The organism is Pseudomonas sp. GL-RE-26, from assembly GCF_019956275.1.
GTDB lineage: Bacteria > Pseudomonadota > Gammaproteobacteria > Pseudomonadales > Pseudomonadaceae > Aquipseudomonas > Aquipseudomonas grandcourensis.
In genome coordinates this window covers 29,142-47,434 of record NZ_JAHBDI010000007.1, presented here as the reverse complement: position 1 = coordinate 47,434, position 18,293 = coordinate 29,142, and the positions used below count along the sequence as shown (strand labels likewise).

17 protein-coding genes and 1 pseudogene are annotated in these 18,293 nt (G+C 58.7%); 12 read left to right on the top strand and 6 right to left on the bottom strand.

The window, feature by feature from the left end; translation table 11 throughout:
- Nucleotides 1-79 precede the first annotated feature (79 nt).
- Nucleotides 80-1,057 carry a glutarate dioxygenase GlaH gene (glaH, locus tag KGB07_RS05160; protein ID WP_046038008.1) on the bottom strand — a complete coding sequence of 326 codons (978 nt, stop codon included), beginning with the start codon at nt 1,055-1,057 and terminating at the stop codon, nt 80-82.
- A gap of 192 nt (nt 1,058-1,249) precedes the next feature.
- On the opposite strand from glaH, the gene csiR reads away from it, so the two are divergent.
- Both csiR and KGB07_RS05150 read left to right on the top strand, forming a co-directional pair.
- Nucleotides 1,250-1,948, top strand: coding sequence for a DNA-binding transcriptional regulator CsiR (csiR, locus tag KGB07_RS05155; protein WP_046038007.1), 699 nt, complete (start codon nt 1,250-1,252; stop codon nt 1,946-1,948).
- Between the two features lie 40 nt (nt 1,949-1,988).
- On the top strand, nt 1,989-2,141 hold the full coding sequence (locus KGB07_RS05150; RefSeq protein WP_311132821.1) for a hypothetical protein: 153 nt from the start codon (nt 1,989-1,991) through the stop codon (nt 2,139-2,141).
- Between the two features lie 172 nt (nt 2,142-2,313).
- Here KGB07_RS05150 and KGB07_RS05145 read toward each other — a convergent pair.
- Nucleotides 2,314-3,067: pseudogene (locus tag KGB07_RS05145) on the bottom strand (tyrosine-type recombinase/integrase); the annotation flags it as partial.
- Between the two features lie 412 nt (nt 3,068-3,479).
- Between KGB07_RS05145 and KGB07_RS05140 the strand changes: the two are divergent.
- The 6 genes from KGB07_RS05140 (at nt 3,480) to KGB07_RS05115 (ending at nt 8,356) form a co-directional block, all read left to right on the top strand.
- Nucleotides 3,480-4,403, top strand: coding sequence for an amidohydrolase family protein (locus KGB07_RS05140; RefSeq protein ID WP_223464798.1), 924 nt, complete (start codon nt 3,480-3,482; stop codon nt 4,401-4,403).
- 53 nt (nt 4,404-4,456) lie between these two features.
- Nucleotides 4,457-5,209 (top strand): Asp/Glu racemase, encoded by a 753-nt coding sequence (locus KGB07_RS05135; RefSeq protein ID WP_046038003.1) that lies wholly within the window; start codon nt 4,457-4,459, stop codon nt 5,207-5,209.
- A gap of 9 nt (nt 5,210-5,218) precedes the next feature.
- A complete protein-coding gene (locus KGB07_RS05130) occupies nt 5,219-6,058 on the top strand; it encodes an alpha/beta fold hydrolase (RefSeq protein WP_046038002.1) in 840 nt (279 codons plus the stop codon).
- Nucleotides 6,059-6,060: 2 nt separating this feature from the next.
- Entirely contained in the window at nt 6,061-7,107 is a 1,047-nt protein-coding gene (locus KGB07_RS05125; RefSeq protein WP_223464797.1) for a 2,5-dihydroxypyridine 5,6-dioxygenase, read from the top strand.
- Nucleotides 7,104-7,721 carry an N-carbamoylsarcosine amidohydrolase gene (locus tag KGB07_RS05120; protein WP_046038000.1) on the top strand — a complete coding sequence of 206 codons (618 nt, stop codon included), beginning with the start codon at nt 7,104-7,106 and terminating at the stop codon, nt 7,719-7,721. The genes KGB07_RS05125 and KGB07_RS05120 overlap by 4 nt, the downstream gene beginning before the upstream one ends.
- Before the next feature lie 131 nt (nt 7,722-7,852).
- Nucleotides 7,853-8,356 carry a MarR family winged helix-turn-helix transcriptional regulator gene (locus KGB07_RS05115; protein ID WP_046037999.1) on the top strand — a complete coding sequence of 168 codons (504 nt, stop codon included), beginning with the start codon at nt 7,853-7,855 and terminating at the stop codon, nt 8,354-8,356.
- A gap of 131 nt (nt 8,357-8,487) precedes the next feature.
- Here the strand turns inward: KGB07_RS05115 and KGB07_RS05110 are convergent, their stop codons facing one another.
- The 4 genes from KGB07_RS05110 to KGB07_RS05095 are packed head-to-tail and all read right to left on the bottom strand — an operon-like array spanning nt 8,488 to nt 11,917.
- Complete coding sequence (locus KGB07_RS05110; protein WP_046037997.1) at nt 8,488-9,030, bottom strand: aromatic-ring-hydroxylating dioxygenase subunit beta; 543 nt, start codon at nt 9,028-9,030, stop codon at nt 8,488-8,490.
- Complete coding sequence (locus tag KGB07_RS05105) at nt 9,030-10,319, bottom strand: aromatic ring-hydroxylating dioxygenase subunit alpha (RefSeq protein WP_223464794.1); 1,290 nt, start codon at nt 10,317-10,319, stop codon at nt 9,030-9,032. The genes KGB07_RS05110 and KGB07_RS05105 overlap by 1 nt, the downstream gene beginning before the upstream one ends.
- Nucleotides 10,312-11,604 (bottom strand): NAD(P)/FAD-dependent oxidoreductase, encoded by a 1,293-nt coding sequence (locus tag KGB07_RS05100; RefSeq protein ID WP_223464793.1) that lies wholly within the window; start codon nt 11,602-11,604, stop codon nt 10,312-10,314. Before KGB07_RS05100 ends, KGB07_RS05105 begins: the two co-directional genes overlap by 8 nt.
- Before the next feature lie 4 nt (nt 11,605-11,608).
- Nucleotides 11,609-11,917 carry a non-heme iron oxygenase ferredoxin subunit gene (locus tag KGB07_RS05095; RefSeq protein WP_223464791.1) on the bottom strand — a complete coding sequence of 103 codons (309 nt, stop codon included), beginning with the start codon at nt 11,915-11,917 and terminating at the stop codon, nt 11,609-11,611.
- Nucleotides 11,918-12,266: 349 nt separating this feature from the next.
- On the opposite strand from KGB07_RS05095, the gene KGB07_RS05090 reads away from it, so the two are divergent.
- From KGB07_RS05090 to KGB07_RS05075, 4 genes are read left to right on the top strand one after another with little or no spacing between them, the layout of a single operon-like run.
- Nucleotides 12,267-14,651 carry a xanthine dehydrogenase family protein molybdopterin-binding subunit gene (locus KGB07_RS05090; RefSeq protein WP_223464790.1) on the top strand — a complete coding sequence of 795 codons (2,385 nt, stop codon included), beginning with the start codon at nt 12,267-12,269 and terminating at the stop codon, nt 14,649-14,651.
- Entirely contained in the window at nt 14,648-15,490 is an 843-nt protein-coding gene (locus tag KGB07_RS05085; RefSeq protein WP_046037986.1) for an FAD binding domain-containing protein, read from the top strand. Before KGB07_RS05090 ends, KGB07_RS05085 begins: the two co-directional genes overlap by 4 nt.
- Nucleotides 15,487-16,683, top strand: a complete 1,197-nt coding sequence (locus KGB07_RS05080; protein ID WP_223464789.1) for a xanthine dehydrogenase family Fe-S subunit — start codon at nt 15,487-15,489, stop codon at nt 16,681-16,683. The genes KGB07_RS05085 and KGB07_RS05080 overlap by 4 nt, the downstream gene beginning before the upstream one ends.
- On the top strand, nt 16,680-18,293 hold the full coding sequence (locus KGB07_RS05075) for an MFS transporter (RefSeq protein WP_223464788.1): 1,614 nt from the start codon (nt 16,680-16,682) through the stop codon (nt 18,291-18,293). Before KGB07_RS05080 ends, KGB07_RS05075 begins: the two co-directional genes overlap by 4 nt.

The window sequence follows — 18,293 nt, the reverse complement described above, 5'->3', positions numbered from 1 at the left end:
CTGCACCCACCTGAATTACGTTCTTGTTGGAAACACCACCACGCGTGGCGGCCCTCACCGGTTCAACCCTTGGCAAACCTTATTGGCCGCGCTGGTACAGGGTTTTCTGATAACTGATGTAGCCACGCTGGCGCATCAGTTCACGACGCAGGCCCTGGTGGGCGATAAAGCGGTCACGGCCGTGCAGCCAGAACATGTTGTTGACCAGCACGAAGCTGCCGACCGGCACCGGTACCGACAGTTTCTGCGGGCTGCCTTCCAGCGATTCGCTCAGGGCGTTCAGCCAGATTCCTTCCTCGAAGTCTTTAGGCTGCACGAACTGGTCGATGTAGCGCATGGTCGGGCGACCTTCGGCGTCGTTGTCGAACACTGCGTGGAACACGTCTTCGCGCACGTTCTTGCTCGGTGGTGCGGTGAAGCGCATTTCACGGCGAGCCAGTGGGTGAGTGTAGTAGTGGTGCAGATCTTCCCAGTCATCCAGGTGCAGCAACAGGGAGTTGCCGCCTTCCATGTTCTGCTCGTCGATCTTCATCATCATCACGTAGTCGGTGCGCTCCTGGACAAAGGTGCCGTCGTTGTGCAGTTCCATGACCCGGTGTGGCTGACGCAGGTAGCTGTCGGAGTTGTCGCTGTTGAGCACCACAAAGCGAGCGTAGAACTGGCCGCTCATGGCATCGAAGTTGGAGCGACCGATCAGGTGGGCGACTGCAGAGGAGAACTTGACCATGTCATCGGCCTGGGACACGTCGTTCAATCCTTCAGGCGTGATCAACATGCCACCGGTGGCGCGGTCCAGGATGGTGTTGACCAGTACCGGGCGCAGGGTGCCTTCGCACAGCTCGTCAAGGATCTGGGCGACCCGGAAACGCAGGAACGACTTGTACTCCAGTGCCTGGACCGGCCACTCGGCCACCGCCTTGACGAACGCGTCGACGGTTTCCTTGGCGAATTTCAGCTCAAGCAGGCGCGGCGACTGGCTGGAAGGGGTAAGGGTGAAGCCCTTGCTCTGCGATGGCAGCGGCATCACAAGGTCCTGAATTTGAGTAAAGGCGTTCATGGCAACTCCCGGGCGAAGGTAGTGATTGGCGCCTTCCAGCAGTGGTCTGGATCTGGCAGAAGAAAAATATCGCCATAAAACTAAAATGTCTACATTTTTATAATTGAGCGACAAAACATGAAATTGTCGAATGTTTTTCGTCTGATAGATGTTTGGGTATGATTGGGGTTTGGCAAGTTCTGGAGCAGCACCTTGGATAGCGTCACCCCCAGGCTCAACTCTGCATTCAGCGGGTATGAACGGCTCAAGCTGGACATCATCCGTGGCACATTCAAGCCCGGTGAAAAACTCCTCATGAGCGGGCTCAAGGAGCGCTATGACCTGGGTGTCGGCCCGCTGCGCGAAGCACTTTCGCAGTTGGTGGCAGAACACCTGGTGGTGGTCATCAGTCAGAAAGGCTACCGCGTAGCCCCCATGTCGCTGTCAGAGATGCAGGACATCTATGATGCTCGCGCCAATCTTGAAGCCATGATCGTGGGCCTGGCCATCGAGCGAGGTGATGACGCCTGGGAAGCCCAGATCCTGGCGCAGTCTCATACCTTGTCAAAGGTCATGGACGTGACAACCCGCGAGAAGGTGCTCGACGTTTGGGATGAGCGGCACAAGGCCTTCCACAGTGCCATCGCGGCGGGTTGCGGTTCCAGGCAATTACTTCAGGCGCGTACTTACCTGTTCGACCAGGCCGAGCGCTATCGTCACTTGTGGTTGACGCAAACGGTGTTCTCCGAAGAGGCCCTGGCGTTGAAACGCAAGGAACATGCCGCGCTGGTCGAAGCCATTCTGGCCCGCGACACCGTTCGAGCGACAACCATGATGCGCACCCATCTGATGACGCCAGTACCCATCATTGTCGAGGTAATGCAGCGCGACGAGTGGGCGAAGCTTTCCTGATAATGGGCAAACCAATACCACGAAAAAAAGCTTCCAGCTTCTGCACTACCTGCAGCATGGCGACATTAAGGCTAAGGGAGACGTCAGTTGCTTTGACGGCGACGACGTCGTGTTCACCGATGGATCGCGTGAGGAAATCGATCTGGTGCTATACGCCACGGGTTACAACATGAGTACCCCGTTCGTTCCCTAGTCATATTTTGATTGGCAAGGCGGTCGGCCAAGGTTGAATCTGACTGCCTTCAACCCGAAGCACCAAACGCTTTTTGGCGTTGGTTATCTGGAAACCAACTCCAGCGCTTACACCCTCTTTGACCGCGTATCACAGATGGTCGCGAACTACTTGTTCGATCAGATACACCGCCCCGGTCGATGACGTCCAGGCTGACCCCCAAAGCCTGCATCATGGTCGCACCGGTACGGCGCAGGTCATGCCGTCCAGTCGCCGTTTTGGCCGTCGGCAAGGACCAGGGTATCGTCGTGACGCCGCCTGGAGAGGGCCTTGCGGTTTTTGAATCGGGCCTGATGATCGCCGATCTGTTTGCTGACTACCTTTACGTCCACATGCCGATCATCCTGCTTGTTCGGAAAGCACCACTGCGAATGTCCCGTCAGGATTTTGAGTTCCTGAAAGAAATGCAGGGCGAAGGGGGAGAGTAAGACATGGTGGTCCTGTTTCTTGCCCCGGGAGCCTTTGACGTTTTCACTTGGGAGGAACCAGGTTTGCCGGTCAAGATCGACATTTTTCCATTCGGCCTGCAGCAACTCGCCAATCCGGCACAGGGTGCCCAGACTGATCCAGAGCGCGAGTTGAGTCTCCTTCTTTAATGGACGAATACCCTCGTACTTTTGACCAGCGGGGAGGGCGTTGTAATCGGTGGTCATTTGCTGGAAGCGGTTGTGCAATTCCAACAGCTCAGCCGGGGAAAGGATGCGGCTTCTTTTCGCTTCGTAGTCGGCAGGGATCAGGGGGGCGATATCGACCAGTTCCGTTGGATCGCCCTCGACCAATAAAGCCCGCCAAGGCTGGCGTTTTCTGGCCCAGTTGAACATCTGGGTGAGGTCGGCGAGGAAACTAATGGCTTGCCGGTGAGCGCCTCGGTTGACCACGGTGCGGATCTAGATGTTGATGCATTTCCCGCCCCCGTTGCTGCGCACCATTTATTCACACCGTATTCCTGCCGCGACGCGTCATCTGGTTCAAGTCTAAAGACAGCCCCGAGAGCCAGGTCTTCCAGCACCCTAAGATCCCAAATACTTTGACAATCACCCTGTCATCTGTAACGATAATTTCGTCAGTGTACTGATTGAATTTGACGCATTGGCATTTCGTGAAAAGCACGTGATGTAGCTGGGCACGCTCCGCCTCCAGAGTCGATTGATGGATAAGTCCGGTCGGGTTAAATGATCAGTATACTGATCTTATGGCTGCCGAGAGGCGAAGCGAAGCAACAGTGAGTTCTGAACCTTCTGACAGGGCCTTACGATGACAAGCACTAAACCCCGAAAGATAACTTTCGAAGAGCATTTCATGACCCCAGGCTTCGAGGGGTACTCCAAAAGCTTCATCCAACATATGAAACCTGAAATGCTCGCCAGGTTGAGCGCGCAGCTGAGCGATTTCGATGAGCTTCGACTGAGTGAAATGGATCGTTACGGCATCGATTTCAGCATCTTGTCGCAGACCGGTCCCGGGGTTCAAGGCGAGCAGGATTTCAAGCAGGCGTTGGCACAAGCCCAGCGCAGCAACGATTACCTGGCTCAACAGGTACAACGTCATCCTACGCGTTTTGGCGGTTTCGCCAGTTTGCCCATGCACGACCCGAAACTGGCAGCAGCCGAGCTCACCCGTGCCGTCAAGGACCTGGGGTTCAAGGGTGCATTGGTAAATGGTCATACCCAAGGCATGTATTACGACGATCGTTCTTATGACGAGTTCTGGGCGTGCATGCAGGCGCTTGGCGTACCTTTTTACCTGCATCCTGCAGACGCCTTTGTTTTCCCTCAAGTGTTCGACGGCCATCCGGAAATGCGTGGAGCGGCGTGGGGCTGGGGTGTTGAAACGGCCAGTCATGCCTTACGCCTGCTGTTCGGTGGGGTGTTCGATCGTTTTCCTGGCCTCAAGGTCATTCTGGGCCATATGGGCGAAGGCCTGCCATTTATCCCGTGGCGCCTCGACAATCGCTTCGCGGTTTACCCCCATGGCGTACATCTGGAGCGAGCGCCCTCTGAATACATCGGCAGCAATATCCTGATTACGACATCAGGGGTTTGCTCCCCGTCTGCCTTGAAATGTGCACTGGCGGAGTTGGGTACAGAAGCGGTGATGTTCTCCGTCGATTACCCCTATGAGTCTACGGCCGTTGCCGTCGAGTTCATCGATTCGGTTGATATTGAGGAAGAGGTGCGTGCCCAGATCTGTCATGGCAACGCCGAACACTTATTCAAGCTCTGAATCTGCCAACGCCACACTGACCACGTCAATCAGCCAATACCGAGACCTTAATCATGACCAAGCTCCTGCGCATCGGGCAAATCGTGCCCAGCTCCAACACCACCATGGAAACCGAAATCCCTGCGATGCTGGCCGCCCGCCAGTTGATCCGGCCTGAGCGCTTCACTTTTCACTCCAGTCGTATGCGCATGAAGCATGTGCGCAAGGAAGAGCTGGCGGCCATGGATGCTCAATCCGACCGCTGCGCCCTTGAGTTGTCCGATGCCCGTGTCGATGTCCTCGGCTACGCCTGCCTGGTGGCAATCATGTCCATGGGCAAGGGTTACCATCGCGAGTCTCAACAACGCTTGAGCAAAGTGACCCAGGATAACGATGCGCCGGCACCGGTGATTACCAGTGCCGGTGCCCTGGTGGACGCAATCAAAGTGCTCGGTGCCAAGCGCATCGCGTTGGTGGCGCCCTACATGCGGCCACTCACGGAACTGGTGGTCGACTATATCGAGCATGAAGGCATCGAAGTCAAAGTCTGGCACGCGCTGGAAATCCAGGACAACCTGGCGGTCGCTCGCCATGATCCGGCCAACCTTCCGGGCATCGTTGCCGATCTGGATCTGACGGGTGTGGATGCCATCGTGCTGTCGGCCTGTGTGCAAATGCCTTCGCTGAGCGCGGTGGCTACGGTCGAGGCACAAACCGGAAAGCCGGTGCTGACCGCAGCCATCGCCACGACCTACGCCATGCTCAAGGCGCTCAACCTCGAACCGATCGTTCCAGGCGCCGGTGCTCTACTGTCCGGTGCCTACTGAGGAAGTGTCATGAGCCAATTTCTATATGGCGCCAACATCCGCGCCAATGATATCCGTCAACATTACTTGCGCTTTGGCGGCGCCAGCGGTGAGCGGTCCACGCGTGACCCGGTCATCATCATTCCCGGTATTACCAGCCCGGCGGTGACCTGGGCTTTTGTCGCCGAGCGCTTCGGCCAGGCATTCGACACCTATGTGCTGGATGTGCGGGGGCGGGGCCTTTCCGAGTCCGGTGCGGATCTGGACTATAGCGTGGAGGCGCAGGCTGCTGATGTCAGCGCTTTCGCCGAAGCCATGGGTTTTTCCCGCTTCAGTTTGATCGGGCACTCCATGGGCGCGCGCATTGCCGCGCGGATGGCGCGCAAAGGTGGCGCTAGCCTGGCGCGCATGGTGTTGGTCGACCCACCTGTCTCGGGCCCTGGTCGACGCGCCTACCCGTCGCAGTTGCCGTGGTATGTCGACTCGATTCGCTTGTCTCAAGCCGGGATGAGCGCAGATGACATGCGCAGCTTCTGCCCGACCTGGACCGATGAGCAATTGTCACTGCGCGCCGAGTGGCTGCACACCTGTGACGAGCGCGCGATCAAAGCCAGCTTCGAGGCTTTTCATACCGAAGATTTCCATGCCGATCTACGCCACGTCAACTGCCCGGCACTGCTGATGGTTGCCGAGAGAGGTGGGGTGATACTGGATGAGGATATCGCTGAAATCCAGGGGTTGATGAGCAACCTGGCGGTCGTCCGGGTGGCCGATGCCGGTCATATGATCCCTTGGGACAACGAAGAGTATTTCTATCGGGCGTTCGACAATTTTCTGGGGGCTTCGCTGCCCTCAGTCAGTGGAGAATAAACATGGCTGTCAGCGATTATGATTTGATCGAAGCCTGGAAGCACGTGCTTACCCTCAGCGATCTGCAGCGCGGTCAGAGTGTAACCATCCTGACGGGGGCCGATACTCATCCGCAAACGTTGCGCACGGCTCAAGTGGCGTGTCAGGCCCTGGGGGCGATCGTCAATCGGCTGGATCTGCCACCGGTAAACGGGGAGAAGGCGCTTAGCCGGGATTCCCTGGCGTACCTGGGGGTCACTCCGTTGACTGGAAATGCGCCAGCACTGGCGGCATTGAAAGCCAGCGATCTGGTGGTGGATCTGATGACGTTGCTGTTCTCACCCGAGCAACACGAAATTCTTGCCAGCGGTACTCGGATACTTTTGGCGGTGGAGCCGCCGGAAATCCTCGTGCGCCTGTTGCCTAGCGTTGCAGATCGACAACGGGTACTGGCGGCGGCGGCGCTGATAGAGCGCGCCAGTCAGATGCACGTTACCTCGGCGGCCGGTACTGCACTGACCTGTCCATTGGGTGAGTTTCCGGCGATCAGTGAATATGGCTTTGTCGATGCCCCCGGCCGCTGGGATCACTGGCCCAGCGGTTTCGTGCTGACCTGGCCCAACGAACTAGGCGCCAATGGGCGGATTGTGATCGATCGCGGCGATATCCTGCTGCCCCATAAGTCCTATGTGCAGGATCCGATTGAGCTGCAGGTTAAAAATGGCTACGTGACCAGCATTGAGGGTGGCGTGGAGGCTGCGTTGTTGCGCGACTACATGGAAGTGTTCAACGACCCTGAGGCTTATGCGCTGTCTCATATCGGCTGGGGCCTTCAACCCCGTGCACGCTGGTCGACCCTGGGCCTGCTCGATCGGGAGGCCCATATCGGGATGGATGCCCGTGCTTATGAAGGCAACTTCCTGTTCTCCATGGGCCCGAACAACGAAGCAGGCGGCAAGCGCACCACGGCTTGTCACATCGATATACCGCTGCGTAATTGCACAGTGCACCTGGATGATCGGGTGGTCGTCGACAAAGGCCGGGTAATGGACCGAGAGGACATGCAATGAGCGAAAAACTACACACCTACGAACGCCAGGGGTTTGGCACGCAGATGGAACTGCCAGGACCCTATGGGCTGTTGATCATTGATCTGGTTGAAGGCTTTGCCGACCCCGCGATCTTCGGCGGTGGCAATATTCCCGAGGCGATTGAGCGTACCCGGCCGCTATTGGCTTACGCGCGCGATAAAGGCTGGCCGGTAGCCCACAGCCGCATTGTCTTCGCCGATGATGGGGCCGACCGCAATGTATTTACGCTGAAAGTGCCTTCAATGCTGACGTTGCTCGAACACGCGCATCGAAGTGCCATTGTGCCGTCGTTGACGCCGATCGAGGGCGAATTGGTGGTGCGCAAGACCCTGCCTTCAGCCTTTTTCGGTACGGATCTGGCCGCCTGGCTCAACTTTAATGGCGTGCGTACGCTGCTGGTGGCCGGGGCTGTCACCAGCGGTTGTGTACGCGCCAGTGTGGTCGACGCCATGAGCCATGGCTTTCGCCCGCTCGTGGTGTCTGATTGCGTCGGGGATCGGGCGCTGGAGCCCCATGAGGCCAACCTCTTCGACATGGCGCAAAAGTACGCGGCAGTGATGACGCTGGAGGAAGCGCTGGCGACAGTAGGCTGATCGAACTAGGGGGCTGTCATCTATCATTGCCACGTGCAAAACGACTTGATGACAGACCCTGCTAGCAACGTGACCGTGCCAAGAACCCCATGGTACGGTTATGCTTGCGTCATTTATGACAAGGAAATTTCATGACAGCCCCTGGTAGTACGACACCCGACTCTGAGCTGGACGATCCGGCCAAAGAGCTTCTTTGGGGGCGTCCGGGTTTTCTCGTTCGCCGCCTGCATCAGATCCATGTCGCATTGTTCTTCGAAGAATGCAAAGGGACGAACATCACCCCCGTTCAATATGCCATTCTCACGACCCTTTCGGTCATGCCCGGGTTGGATCAGACAGCGCTGGCCCAGGAGGTCGGTCTTGATCGGACCAATACCGCTGATGTGGTAAAGCGTCTCGAAACCAACGAATTGCTTTATCGCCAGCCGGATCCCCACGATCGGCGTACGCGCAACGTTTTTCTGACTGCGCAGGGTCGAGAGGTTGTGGCCGTCATGCATGAAAGCATGGCAAGGGCTCAGGAGCGAATGCTCCAGCCATTGCGTCCGGCGCAGAAGAAGCAGTTCATGGGTTTGCTGGCCATCCTGGTGGAATCCAACAACCAGTACAGTCGAACGGTATTGCGCGGGCTTTGATGGGTGGCTCGGGAACATGTAGGAGCGAGCTTGCTCCGGGCGGCGTTCCGACGATGGACGTTAACGATGACGAGGGCTGCCGGGATGAACGCGGTGCCCTCGAGTTTTTCGCGAGCAAGCTCGCTCCTACATTACAGTGGGTACACCAAGTCGTTGGCGATCAGAGTGCTGTCATAAATCACCTGACGCTCCAGCAGTAGCAGCTCGCCGTCGACTCGCTGGAAACGGTCGTGGTAGGTGCCGGCCATGTGAGTCGTTGTCGGGCCTTCCACCAGTGTCTGCAGCAGTATGAAGTTGGCCTGGGCGGTGATAATGCCGCTGCTTGATTCATCGATCACGCGGGTATTGCCCAGCAGGTGCAGGTGATAGCGTGGTGCGAACATTTGCGTGCGAGAGATGGCCACCGCGCGGTCATGCATCATGTTACGGCCCTCGGCGTAGATCAGGCCGACGGGCATGCCCATCTCGGCGTTTTCCCTTGACGTCACGCGATACAACGCATCGCTGGTGAAGAAATTCGGCCACTGCTCGACCAGGCCGTCGTCCAGCACGGCACAGTAGTCGGCATTGAAGGTCTCGATCTCCAGTCGCAGGCGCAGGGCCGTGGCCCGGTCAAGCCGGCAGGGGCGATAAAGGGGGTAGGGGCGGTTCAGTTCGTTGGCGAAGGCGTTCATTACAGCTCCATGATTTCGCGGTAGTGGCGGTAGAGGGCGCGGATCGCGGCTTCTGAAATAAGGGAGTTGGTGGTACCCACCTGACCGTGGTCAAGTTTGAGGATGTTGACGTCACTGCTGGAGCGGCGCAGCCCTTCCTGGACGTACTTCATCGCTTCATTATCTTCCAGGCCGAGGAATCCGGCAGGGCCCATCAGGTTGCCTTGGCGCAATCGATGGCGCGTCATCTTCTCGGTGTCGTCTTCATAGCCGAACATCGTCCATTGCATGATCATGCTGTTCGGGCCGTTAGGTACGATCTGCCGTACGCCCAGGGTGTTCATTTCCCGCTGCACGATCAGGTTCGGCCAGATGGTCTGCATGGTCACTGACCATGGCGAGTCGGATTCCTTGATGTAATCCAGGAAGCGCTCGTCGAGCAGGCGCATGCCCTCATGGTAGGAGCGCATTTCGGCCTTGTTGGCATCGCTGACGGCTGCGTATTTGTCTTCACTCTTGGCCGAGGCCATGGTGCCGTGACGGCCGTGAACCGGGTCGGCAATCATGGCGGACTTGTTGCCTGCCACCAACAGACCGAAGACCACCAGAAAGGAATGCAACAAGGTTGCGTGGTAAGGGTCTTTCAGGTTTTCGTGGTACATCTTCCAGTTGCAGGGCAACTCGTTGCGGTAGTAACCGAGTACTTTGAGTTTGCGGCCATCGAAAACCTTGCCCATATCTTCGATGATTTCCGGCGTCAGGTATTCTTCGATGGGTTCGACATCGGCGTGGTAGGAGGCAAAGACGACACCGTTCCAGGTGGTGACGTGGAGCTTTTTCAGGCCGTGGTCTTCGTTGCGAAAATCCTTGGGCATGCCGCCCTGTCGATTCACGCCACGCTTGAATGGCACGCCCTGCAGGTTGCCCTTGAGGTCGTAGGACCACTGATGGTACGGGCAGACAAACTCTTTGGCATTGCCTTGACTGTGTCGGCAGAACTCCGCACCACGGTGCGCGCAACGGTTCTCGAAGACATTGACCGAGCCGTCCTCTGCCCGTGCCACCACCACTGGGGTCGGGCCAACGAAGGAGCGCTTGTAGTCCCCGGTGTTGGGGAGCTCGGCTTCCAGTGCGACAAAGTTCCAAGTGCGGCCGTGGAAGATGCGTTCGACTTCACGATCATAGACGGCATGGCTGGTGTAGACCCAGTCGGGGATATAGTGAAGGTCATCGTTAGGCCACTTACAATCGGCCAGGGCCAGGTCCTTGTTGCCCCCGGTGCGGGCAATGACATCTTGCGAGTTATACATGGAGCGGCTCCTGAGCTGGGGCTGGATAGGTGGACTGGTTCGAGGTCTTGAATTGTTTTTCCAGCTGCCTGAGCGGCTGGTTGATGTCTGCCAGTGCCTCTGCAGAGCACGCGATGCCAGCCTCCATGAGGCTCTTGAGCGGGCGTAACTCGCCGCCTGCGTTGGCACACACCACATGCCTGAGTTGACCGTTGCGCAGGCCAAAGCTCACCCATTTCGGTGCCTCGGGAGTCGTGCTCAGGGTGCGTTGGACATAGGTCAGGTCTGGTTCGGGAAGCCCGAGCATCTGCAGGTTGCAATCGAATTGATCACTCCAGAACCAGGGCAGCGGGGTGGGGCTGTCGTCCTCTCCCAGTATGGCGGCCGCAGCGATGCGTGCCTGCTCGTTGGCGTACTGCCAGGACTCAAGGCGCATGGGTTGACCGCAGTGAGCGACCTTCTGGGTGGCACAGTCGCCCGCGGCATAAATGCCGCCGATGCTGGTGGCGCATTGGGGGTCTACGGCGATGCCACCGTCGTTAGCCATCTCCAGGCCAATGGCTTTGGCCAGTGTTGTCTCAGGTTGCATGCCAGCGGCGACCAGAATAGTGCTGGGTGTAATGTCGGTACCGTCGCTCAAGCGGTATACGCCTGGCTCGCCAGGGTGCTGCTGATCGATGCTGGTTGCCAGGCGCAAATCCACGCCGTAGTGACGCGCACGCGCCGCCAGCCAGATCGAGATTTCGCAGGGCAGTGCCCGTTTGAGCAAATGCTCCCCGGCTTCCAGTTGAGTCACCTCCATACCCAGAGAACGAGCGGTAGAGGCGACCTCCAGGCCAAGGAAGCCGGCGCCGACAATTAACAGTCGACCTTGAGACTCCTGGAGGGTCTGGCGCAGTTTGAAGGCGTCGTCGGCCGTTCTCAGATAATGGACATTGGCCATCGTTCGCGGGAATTTTTCCAGAATGCGCGGCTGTCCACCGGTCGCCAGCAGGCAGCGATCCCACTCGATCAAGGTACCATCGTCCAGCAAAGCCGTACGCTTGAGTGGGTCCAGTGACTGGACCGCGGTCCCCAAGTGCAGTTCGATTTCATGTTCGCGATAAAAGTCGGTTTTGTGCAGGCCGCTGACCGTTTGCGTGGACTCTGTCAGCACCGATTTGGACAAAGGGGGGCGCTCGTAGGGCGGATGAGACTCTCGGCCCACCAGCACAATCCGTCCACTGAAACCACGCTGGCGCAATGAGGCGGCGGCCATGGCGCCGCATTGACCGGCACCGACGATAAGAATGCGTTCAATGGTCATGGCGTTAACCCAGGTTCACGAGTACAGCGTCACCTTCGACCTTTACGGCGTAGGTTTTCAGGGATTCGGTGGCGGGCGCGCATTGGGCCGCGCCGGTGCGTACATCGAATGTCGCCTGATGCAGCGGGCATTCGATGCAGCCATCCTCCAGATAGCCCTCCGAGAGCAAGGCATGCTGGTGGGTGCAAATGTTGTCTGTTGCAAAAAACTCCCCATCGCAGCGATACAGCGCCAGGTGTGCTTCGGGTAGTTTGAAGGCCATTACCTGGTCGTCCTGAAGGACGTCCACCGTTGTTATTTTTATCCAGTTCATTAGGTTGTCCATTGTCAGTATGCCCACAAATAATATTCAGTGTACTGACTAATATGTCAAATGATTTGAGCCCCGGATCGACATCCTCATTGAGCCCGTGAACGGAAGAAACGCCCGTCTGTGAATTTTTAGCGGCTAGTCGTTGACGTGGCTGGGGGGATGATTATTATGTAAGTGTACTGATTAAATTCATACGTTAGCTGACGAAATTATAAAAACAGCCTTAAAGGACACTGATCATGCAGCTTCGCCGTTTCCTGAAAAATCTGGGTGCCGAGTGTCAGTGCCCCCGTCATTTCGTGGCGCATGCCGACCGGTTGAACATCGGAAACTCAGGGGGCCGTAAGGTATGAGCGAAGTGAACGAGTACCCTGGCAAATCGGGTCAGGGTGTGGGCGCCCGAGTGAGGCGCAAGGAAGATGAACGGCACCTGCACGGTCGCGGGAAGTTTGTTGCCGACTACCACATGCCAGGACTTCGGGAAGTGGCCTTTCTGCGCAGCCCTCTGGCCCATGCCCGGATCACCTCGATAGACGTACCGCCAGCCCTGAAGGGCCAGGCATTCGTGCGCGCAGACATGATCAGTGCCAGCGACATCGTTGCCGACTCGACGCTCCCTACTTATCAACCCTCTGTCCAGCCGCCGCTGGCCAGTGGCAAGGTGCGGTTTGTGGGCGAGCCCGTGGTAATGACCTGCGCGGCGACCCGTGCCGAGGCCGAAGACCTGGTGGAACAGGTGATGGTCGATTACGAAGACCTGCCCGTGTACGCCGACGCTGCCAGCAGCGTCGCTGCTACAGGTGACTTCATCCATGACAACTGGCACGACAACCGCTTCGTCACCTTGTATGCCGACAAGGCATTTACCGAGCGTGCGGCGGCGGCGAGCGTGACGGTCACGCGCCGAATGAAGCTGGCACGTCAATGCATGGTGCCGATGGAGGGCAAGGCGGTTCTGGCTTACTGGGATCACAGCCTGGATCAACTGGTGGTCGTCACTGCCACCCAGGTGCCGCACATGATTCGCACCATCCTGGCCCAGTGCCTGAAGCTGGATCAGGGGCAGGTGCGGGTCATCTCGCCGGATGTCGGCGGTGCCTTTGGCTACAAATGCGTGTTGCAGCAGGAAGAGCTATGTATCGCCTGGCTGGCCATGACCTTCAAGCAGCCGTTCCGTTTTATCGAAGATCGCCGGGAGCACCTCACGGCGGGGGCCAATAGTCGCGAGCATGAATATGTCATGACCGCTCATGCGGATGCCAAGGGGCGGGTGTTGGCGCTCGATGCCAAGATCGTCATCGATGGCGGTGCGTATTCGGTCTGGCCGTTCACTATCGGTCTGGAGCCGGGCCAGGCGGTTGGCAATTTGCCAGGCCCCTATGCCTTTCAGGGTTACCGCTGCGTCACCGAATGCGTGGCAACCAACAAACCAGGCTTTGTTCCTTACCGCGGGGTGGCTCGTACCGGTGTCTGCTTCGCCATGGAGCTGACCATGGATGCGGTGGCTCGAGCTGTCGGGCGCGATCCCCTGGACGTGCGCCTGGACAACCTGGTGCGTCCTGAGCAAATGCCCTTCATCAACGTCGCCAACAAGCATCTCGACAGTGGTGACTATCCGGCCAGCCTGCGCAAGGCTGCCGAGCTGATCGATGCGTCGGCGATTCGTGAGCGCCAGCGTCTGGGCGAAGCGGACGGTCGCCGCATCGGTCTTGGCTACGCAACCTACACCGAGCAGTCGGCCCACGGTACTTCGGTGTTCGCGACCTGGGGTACGCCTGTCATACCCGGCCACGAGCAGGCGACTGTGCGCATGACGCCGGATGGCGGTCTTGAAGTGCGGGTAGGCGTGCATTCCCACGGTCAGGGCATGGAAACAAGCTTCGCCCAGGTGGCCCACGAGGTACTGGGGATCGATATTGCAAGGATCAAAGTGCTGCATGGCGACACGGGACAGACACCGTTCTCTACCGGTACCTATGCGTCGCGGTCGATGGTTATGGCGGGAGGCGCCATCGCGCGCGCCTGTCGTGAGTTGTTACCGCGCCTGACCCATATAGGCGCTTTTTTGCTGGGGGTGCCCGATGCGCAGGTCAAGCTGCAGGGCGGCAGGGTGGTGTGTGATCAAGGCTCGGTGTCGCTGGATGACGTAGGGGCGGCCTGGTACATCAGGCCCCACACGCTACCGGCTGACGTTAACCCTGCCGGGCTGGAAGTCACCACGGGATTCAAGCCAGCCGTCGATACCGGTGCCTTTACTTACGCCACTCATGCGGTACTCGTTGCCGTCGACACCGACAGCGGTGAGGTCGAAATCCTTGACTACGTGGTGGTCGAGGATTGCGGCACGATGATCAACCCCATGTTGGTCGAGGGGCAGACCTATGGCGGGATCGCCCAGGGTATCGGCACGGCCATGTACGAAGAAACGCCTTATGACGTCAATGGTCAGCCATTGGCTTCGACGCTGGCGGACTACATCCTGCCAGGTCCAACCGAAGTACCCAGATTGCGGATTCACCACATGGAGACGCCATCGCCTCATACCGAATTTGGCGCCAAAGGCATGGGGGAGGGTGGTGCTATCGCCCCGCCTGCCGCCATCTTCAATGCGGTCAATGATGCCCTCGCGGATCTTGGTGTTGAGGTCGCCGAAACCCCATTGACGCCGCGCCGCCTGCTACAGGCGCTGGCCAATGCCCGGGCAGCAAGCAACAAGCAGGAGGTGGCCGCATGAAAGCCGTTGCGTTCGATTATCTACGCCCCGCAACCCTGTCGGCCGGGCTGCAGGCATTGGCCGATCAGTCCGCGGGTATCGTCAAGGTCATGGGCGGCAGTCAGTCGCTGGGCCCCATGCTCAACCTGCGTCTGGCACGTCCGAACAAGGTGGTGGATGTCAGCGGGTTTACCGAGATGCAACAGGTGAGCGAGGACGGCGAGTGGCTGCTGGTCGGCGCAGCGATTACTCACTCGCAGATTGAAGATGGCGTGTTCGCCGCACTGCGTGGAACCTTGCTTGCCGAAGTGGCTCCTCAGATCGCCTACAGGGCTATTCGCAACCGCGGAACCCTCGGCGGCAGCCTGGCCCATGCAGACCCGGCGGCTGACTGGGTGTTGGTGGCTTTTACCCTGGGCGCCGAAGTGGAGTTGCGTAGTGTTCGCGCAAAACGTCGGTTGAGCATGGCCGAGTTCATGCTCGGTGCCTATACCACGGTGCTGGCTGAAGATGAGCTGATTACCGGGCTGCGCATTCCGCGTCTGGGGCCGCGTGCCACCTGGGCCTATCACAAACTTTGCCGAAAAACCGGCGAGTTCGCCGAAGCCAGTTGCGCGGCGGTGTTTGACCCGGACCGTGGCCTGGCCAGGATTGTCCTCGGCGCGCTGGATGGCCCACCTTCACTGCTTGGGGAGTTATCGGTGGCGGTCGCCCGACAGGGAGCTGCAGCACTTGAACCTGCCGCGTTGGCAAAAGCCGTGGCAAGCGTGACACCCGGTAAAGACGCAGTAGACCGACAACAAAGCCTCACCGCCTTGCGCCGGTGTCTCGATTCAATATTCAAGGAACCTCGGGTATGACTTCTGTACGTATCAACGTCAACGGTAATCTGCTCGAGCGTGAGGTCGCGCCGAGAATGCACCTGGGCGACTTCGTACGCGAAGAGGGTCGATTTACCGGCACTCACCTGGGTTGCGAACATGGCGTGTGTGGTGCTTGCACGGTATTGCTCGACGGCCAGCCGGTACGTTCGTGCACGACATTCGCGGTGGCCTGTGAAGGCCGGCAGGTGACAACTGTCGAGGGCTTTGAGCAAGACCCGGTGATGGCGCTCCTGCGTGAGGCGTTCTCCGAACATCATGCCTTGCAGTGTGGTTACTGCACGCCGGGTATGTTGACCACTGCCCGCGACATTGTGCTGCGCTTGCCCGAGGCCGATGAGCATCGGATTCGTGTCGAGCTGTCCGGCAACATCTGTCGTTGTACGGGCTACATGGGCATCGTCGAAGCCATTCGCAGCGTCCTTGCGCAGTTACGTGAACAGCCCGATCCAGTGATCGAGTCCGCCCGTGCACAGGCCCTGGCGGGCCATGGCGTTGCGATACCAACCAGTGGCGGGTCTTTCGCTTCTTTTACCGCCGAGCACAGCGCGCAGACACCTGCTGTCGAGCCTTCCACCAGCCCTGCGCCAGAACCCTCGAGCGAGCGTGCGCCTGCTGGAATCAAGGGCGGAACCCGGATGGATGGACGCTTCAGTGTCGGCTATCCGCCAGAACAGGTCTGGGCTTTCATGGCCGACCTGGAAGCGGTTGCCGGATGTCTTCCCGGTGCCAACCTGGAAGAAAACGACGGCGAGCGGGTCAAGGGCTTCATTGCCATCAAGTTCGGCCCGATGGCTGCCAAATTCGCCGGGGCGGCACGCTTGACGCGTAACGAGGAACAGCGTTCGGGCATGCTCAAGGGAGGAGGCCAAGACACCATCAGTCAATCGCGGGCCAATGGCGAGATTACCTACCGGGTGTTGTCCGATAACGCTGGGGCCACGCTGGTCGAAGTCGAAATGCTCTACTCGTTGCAAGGGCCTTTGGCGCAATTTTCGCGCTCTGGCCTGGTGAAGGACTTCGTGGCCCGGATGATTCTTGACTTCGGTCGCAACGTCGAACGACGTATGGATCCCAATGCCAAGCCATCGACGCAACCGGCCAAATTGAATGTCTTTGCCTTGGGGATGAGCATCATCTGGAATCGCATCAAAGGCTGGTTCGGCCGATGAGCAATGCGACCCATGCTACGGTTTCGCAGGCGCGCGGCATGACCCGTGAAGAGCGCAAGGTCATTCTTGCCTCTTCCTTCGGGGCATTGCTTGAATGGTATGACTTCTACATTTATGCGGCGTTGGCCGGCTACTTCAGCGTGCTGTTTTTTCCTCCCGGAAACGCCACGACGGCGTTTCTCGCCAGCCTGGCAACCTTCGGTGCGGGCTTTCTGGTTCGCCCGTTGGGGGCTTTGCTGTTCGGGCAGATGGGTGACCGCCTGGGGCGTAAACGTACGTTCATGGTCACCATCATACTGATGGGGGTGGCCACCGTCGGCATCGGTTTGCTGCCGAGCTTTGAGCACATCGGTATCACCGCGACTATCTGCCTGGTGCTGTTGCGGTTGTTGCAAGGACTGGCCTTGGGGGGAGAAGTCGGCGGCGCGGTGACGTACGTTGCCGAGCATTCGCCCATGGCTCGTCGGGGGTTGTACACCAGCAGTCTGCAAATTACCGCAGGGGTTGGGTTGTTGCTGTCGCTGGCGGTGGTCTACAGCCTCAAGGGGTTTATCAATGAAGAGGATTTTCGCGCGTGGGGCTGGCGCTTGCCCTTTGTGTTGTCATTGGTGCTGTTGGCTATCTCGGTCTATGTGCGTGGCAAACTTGAGGAGTCGCCTACGTTCCAGCGCATGAAAGCCACTGGCCGTACTTCCCGCTCGCCGATCCGCGAGAGCTTCCTGCGCTGGAGTAACCTGCGCCTGGTGTTGATGCTGTTTTGTGTGGCCGCCGCACTGGGGGCGATTTTCGGCACCGGGCATTTCTACTCGATGTTCTTTCTCAATCGCACGCTCAAGTTGCCACTTGAGACCGTCCATTTGATTCTGGCCTGCGTGTTGTTATGCGCGACCCCGCTCTACCTGTTCTTTGGCTGGCTGTCTGATCGCTGGGGGCGCAAGCCTATTCTGGTGGCGGCTTGCCTGCTGGCAGCCCTGACCACTTATCCCATTTTCAAAGGCCTGACCCATTACGCCAATCCGGCCCTGGAGACCTTTCTGGAAACACCCATCAGTGTTGCTGCCGATGGCTGTGAGTTTCGCTTGTTCTCTGCACCCGTCAGCGCCTGCGATCGCACCCGCAGTTACCTGACCGATCAAGGGGTAGGTTATCGGGCTCAATCCGCCGAGGTCACCGGGACGGTCATCGTGACCATCGGCCAGCAACGGCTGGTAGACCCTGGCGCTGAGGATCTGCATCGGGCATTGGTGAGCGCTGGCTGGCCGGCGACCGCGGACCCGGCGCAGATCAACAGGCCGATGCTGTTCGTGTTGATGCTCTTGCTGGTGGTTTATCTGGCGATGATCTATGGGCCGATGGCGGCGTTCATGGTCGAGCTGTTTCCCGCGCGCATCCGCTATACCTCGCTCTCACTGCCGTTCCATCTGGGCGCGGGCTGGATTGGCGGCATGTTGCCATTTATCGTTTCGGCCCTGAACGTGGCCTATGGCGATCCTTACTTTGGCCTGTGGTTTCCCGTATCGATCATTGCATTCGGGTTGTGGGTGACGTTGGTTTTTGCACCGGAAACGCGGGGCCGATCCCTTGAAGACGATGGCGCAGCCATCCACTGA

Bases quoted from the DNA above. Each gene is read 5' to 3' on its own strand.
- KGB07_RS05125 (WP_223464797.1), top strand. From the start codon at position 6,061: ATGGCTGTCAGCGATTATGATTTGATCGAAGCCTGGAAGCACGTGCTT.
- KGB07_RS05130 (WP_046038002.1), top strand. From the start codon at position 5,219: ATGAGCCAATTTCTATATGGCGCCAACATCCGCGCCAATGATATCCGT.
- KGB07_RS05075 (WP_223464788.1), top strand. From the start codon at position 16,680: ATGAGCAATGCGACCCATGCTACGGTTTCGCAGGCGCGCGGCATGACC.
- KGB07_RS05110 (WP_046037997.1), bottom strand. From the start codon at position 9,030: ATGAACGCCTTCGCCAACGAACTGAACCGCCCCTACCCCCTTTATCGC.
- KGB07_RS05115 (WP_046037999.1), top strand. From the start codon at position 7,853: ATGACAGCCCCTGGTAGTACGACACCCGACTCTGAGCTGGACGATCCG.
- glaH (WP_046038008.1), bottom strand. From the start codon at position 1,057: ATGAACGCCTTTACTCAAATTCAGGACCTTGTGATGCCGCTGCCATCG.
- KGB07_RS05085 (WP_046037986.1), top strand. From the start codon at position 14,648: ATGAAAGCCGTTGCGTTCGATTATCTACGCCCCGCAACCCTGTCGGCC.
- KGB07_RS05140 (WP_223464798.1), top strand. From the start codon at position 3,480: ATGACCCCAGGCTTCGAGGGGTACTCCAAAAGCTTCATCCAACATATG.
- KGB07_RS05090 (WP_223464790.1), top strand. From the start codon at position 12,267: ATGAGCGAAGTGAACGAGTACCCTGGCAAATCGGGTCAGGGTGTGGGC.
- KGB07_RS05120 (WP_046038000.1), top strand. From the start codon at position 7,104: ATGAGCGAAAAACTACACACCTACGAACGCCAGGGGTTTGGCACGCAG.
- KGB07_RS05095 (WP_223464791.1), bottom strand. From the start codon at position 11,917: ATGAACTGGATAAAAATAACAACGGTGGACGTCCTTCAGGACGACCAG.
- KGB07_RS05080 (WP_223464789.1), top strand. From the start codon at position 15,487: ATGACTTCTGTACGTATCAACGTCAACGGTAATCTGCTCGAGCGTGAG.
- KGB07_RS05105 (WP_223464794.1), bottom strand. From the start codon at position 10,319: ATGTATAACTCGCAAGATGTCATTGCCCGCACCGGGGGCAACAAGGAC.
- KGB07_RS05135 (WP_046038003.1), top strand. From the start codon at position 4,457: ATGACCAAGCTCCTGCGCATCGGGCAAATCGTGCCCAGCTCCAACACC.
- KGB07_RS05100 (WP_223464793.1), bottom strand. From the start codon at position 11,604: ATGACCATTGAACGCATTCTTATCGTCGGTGCCGGTCAATGCGGCGCC.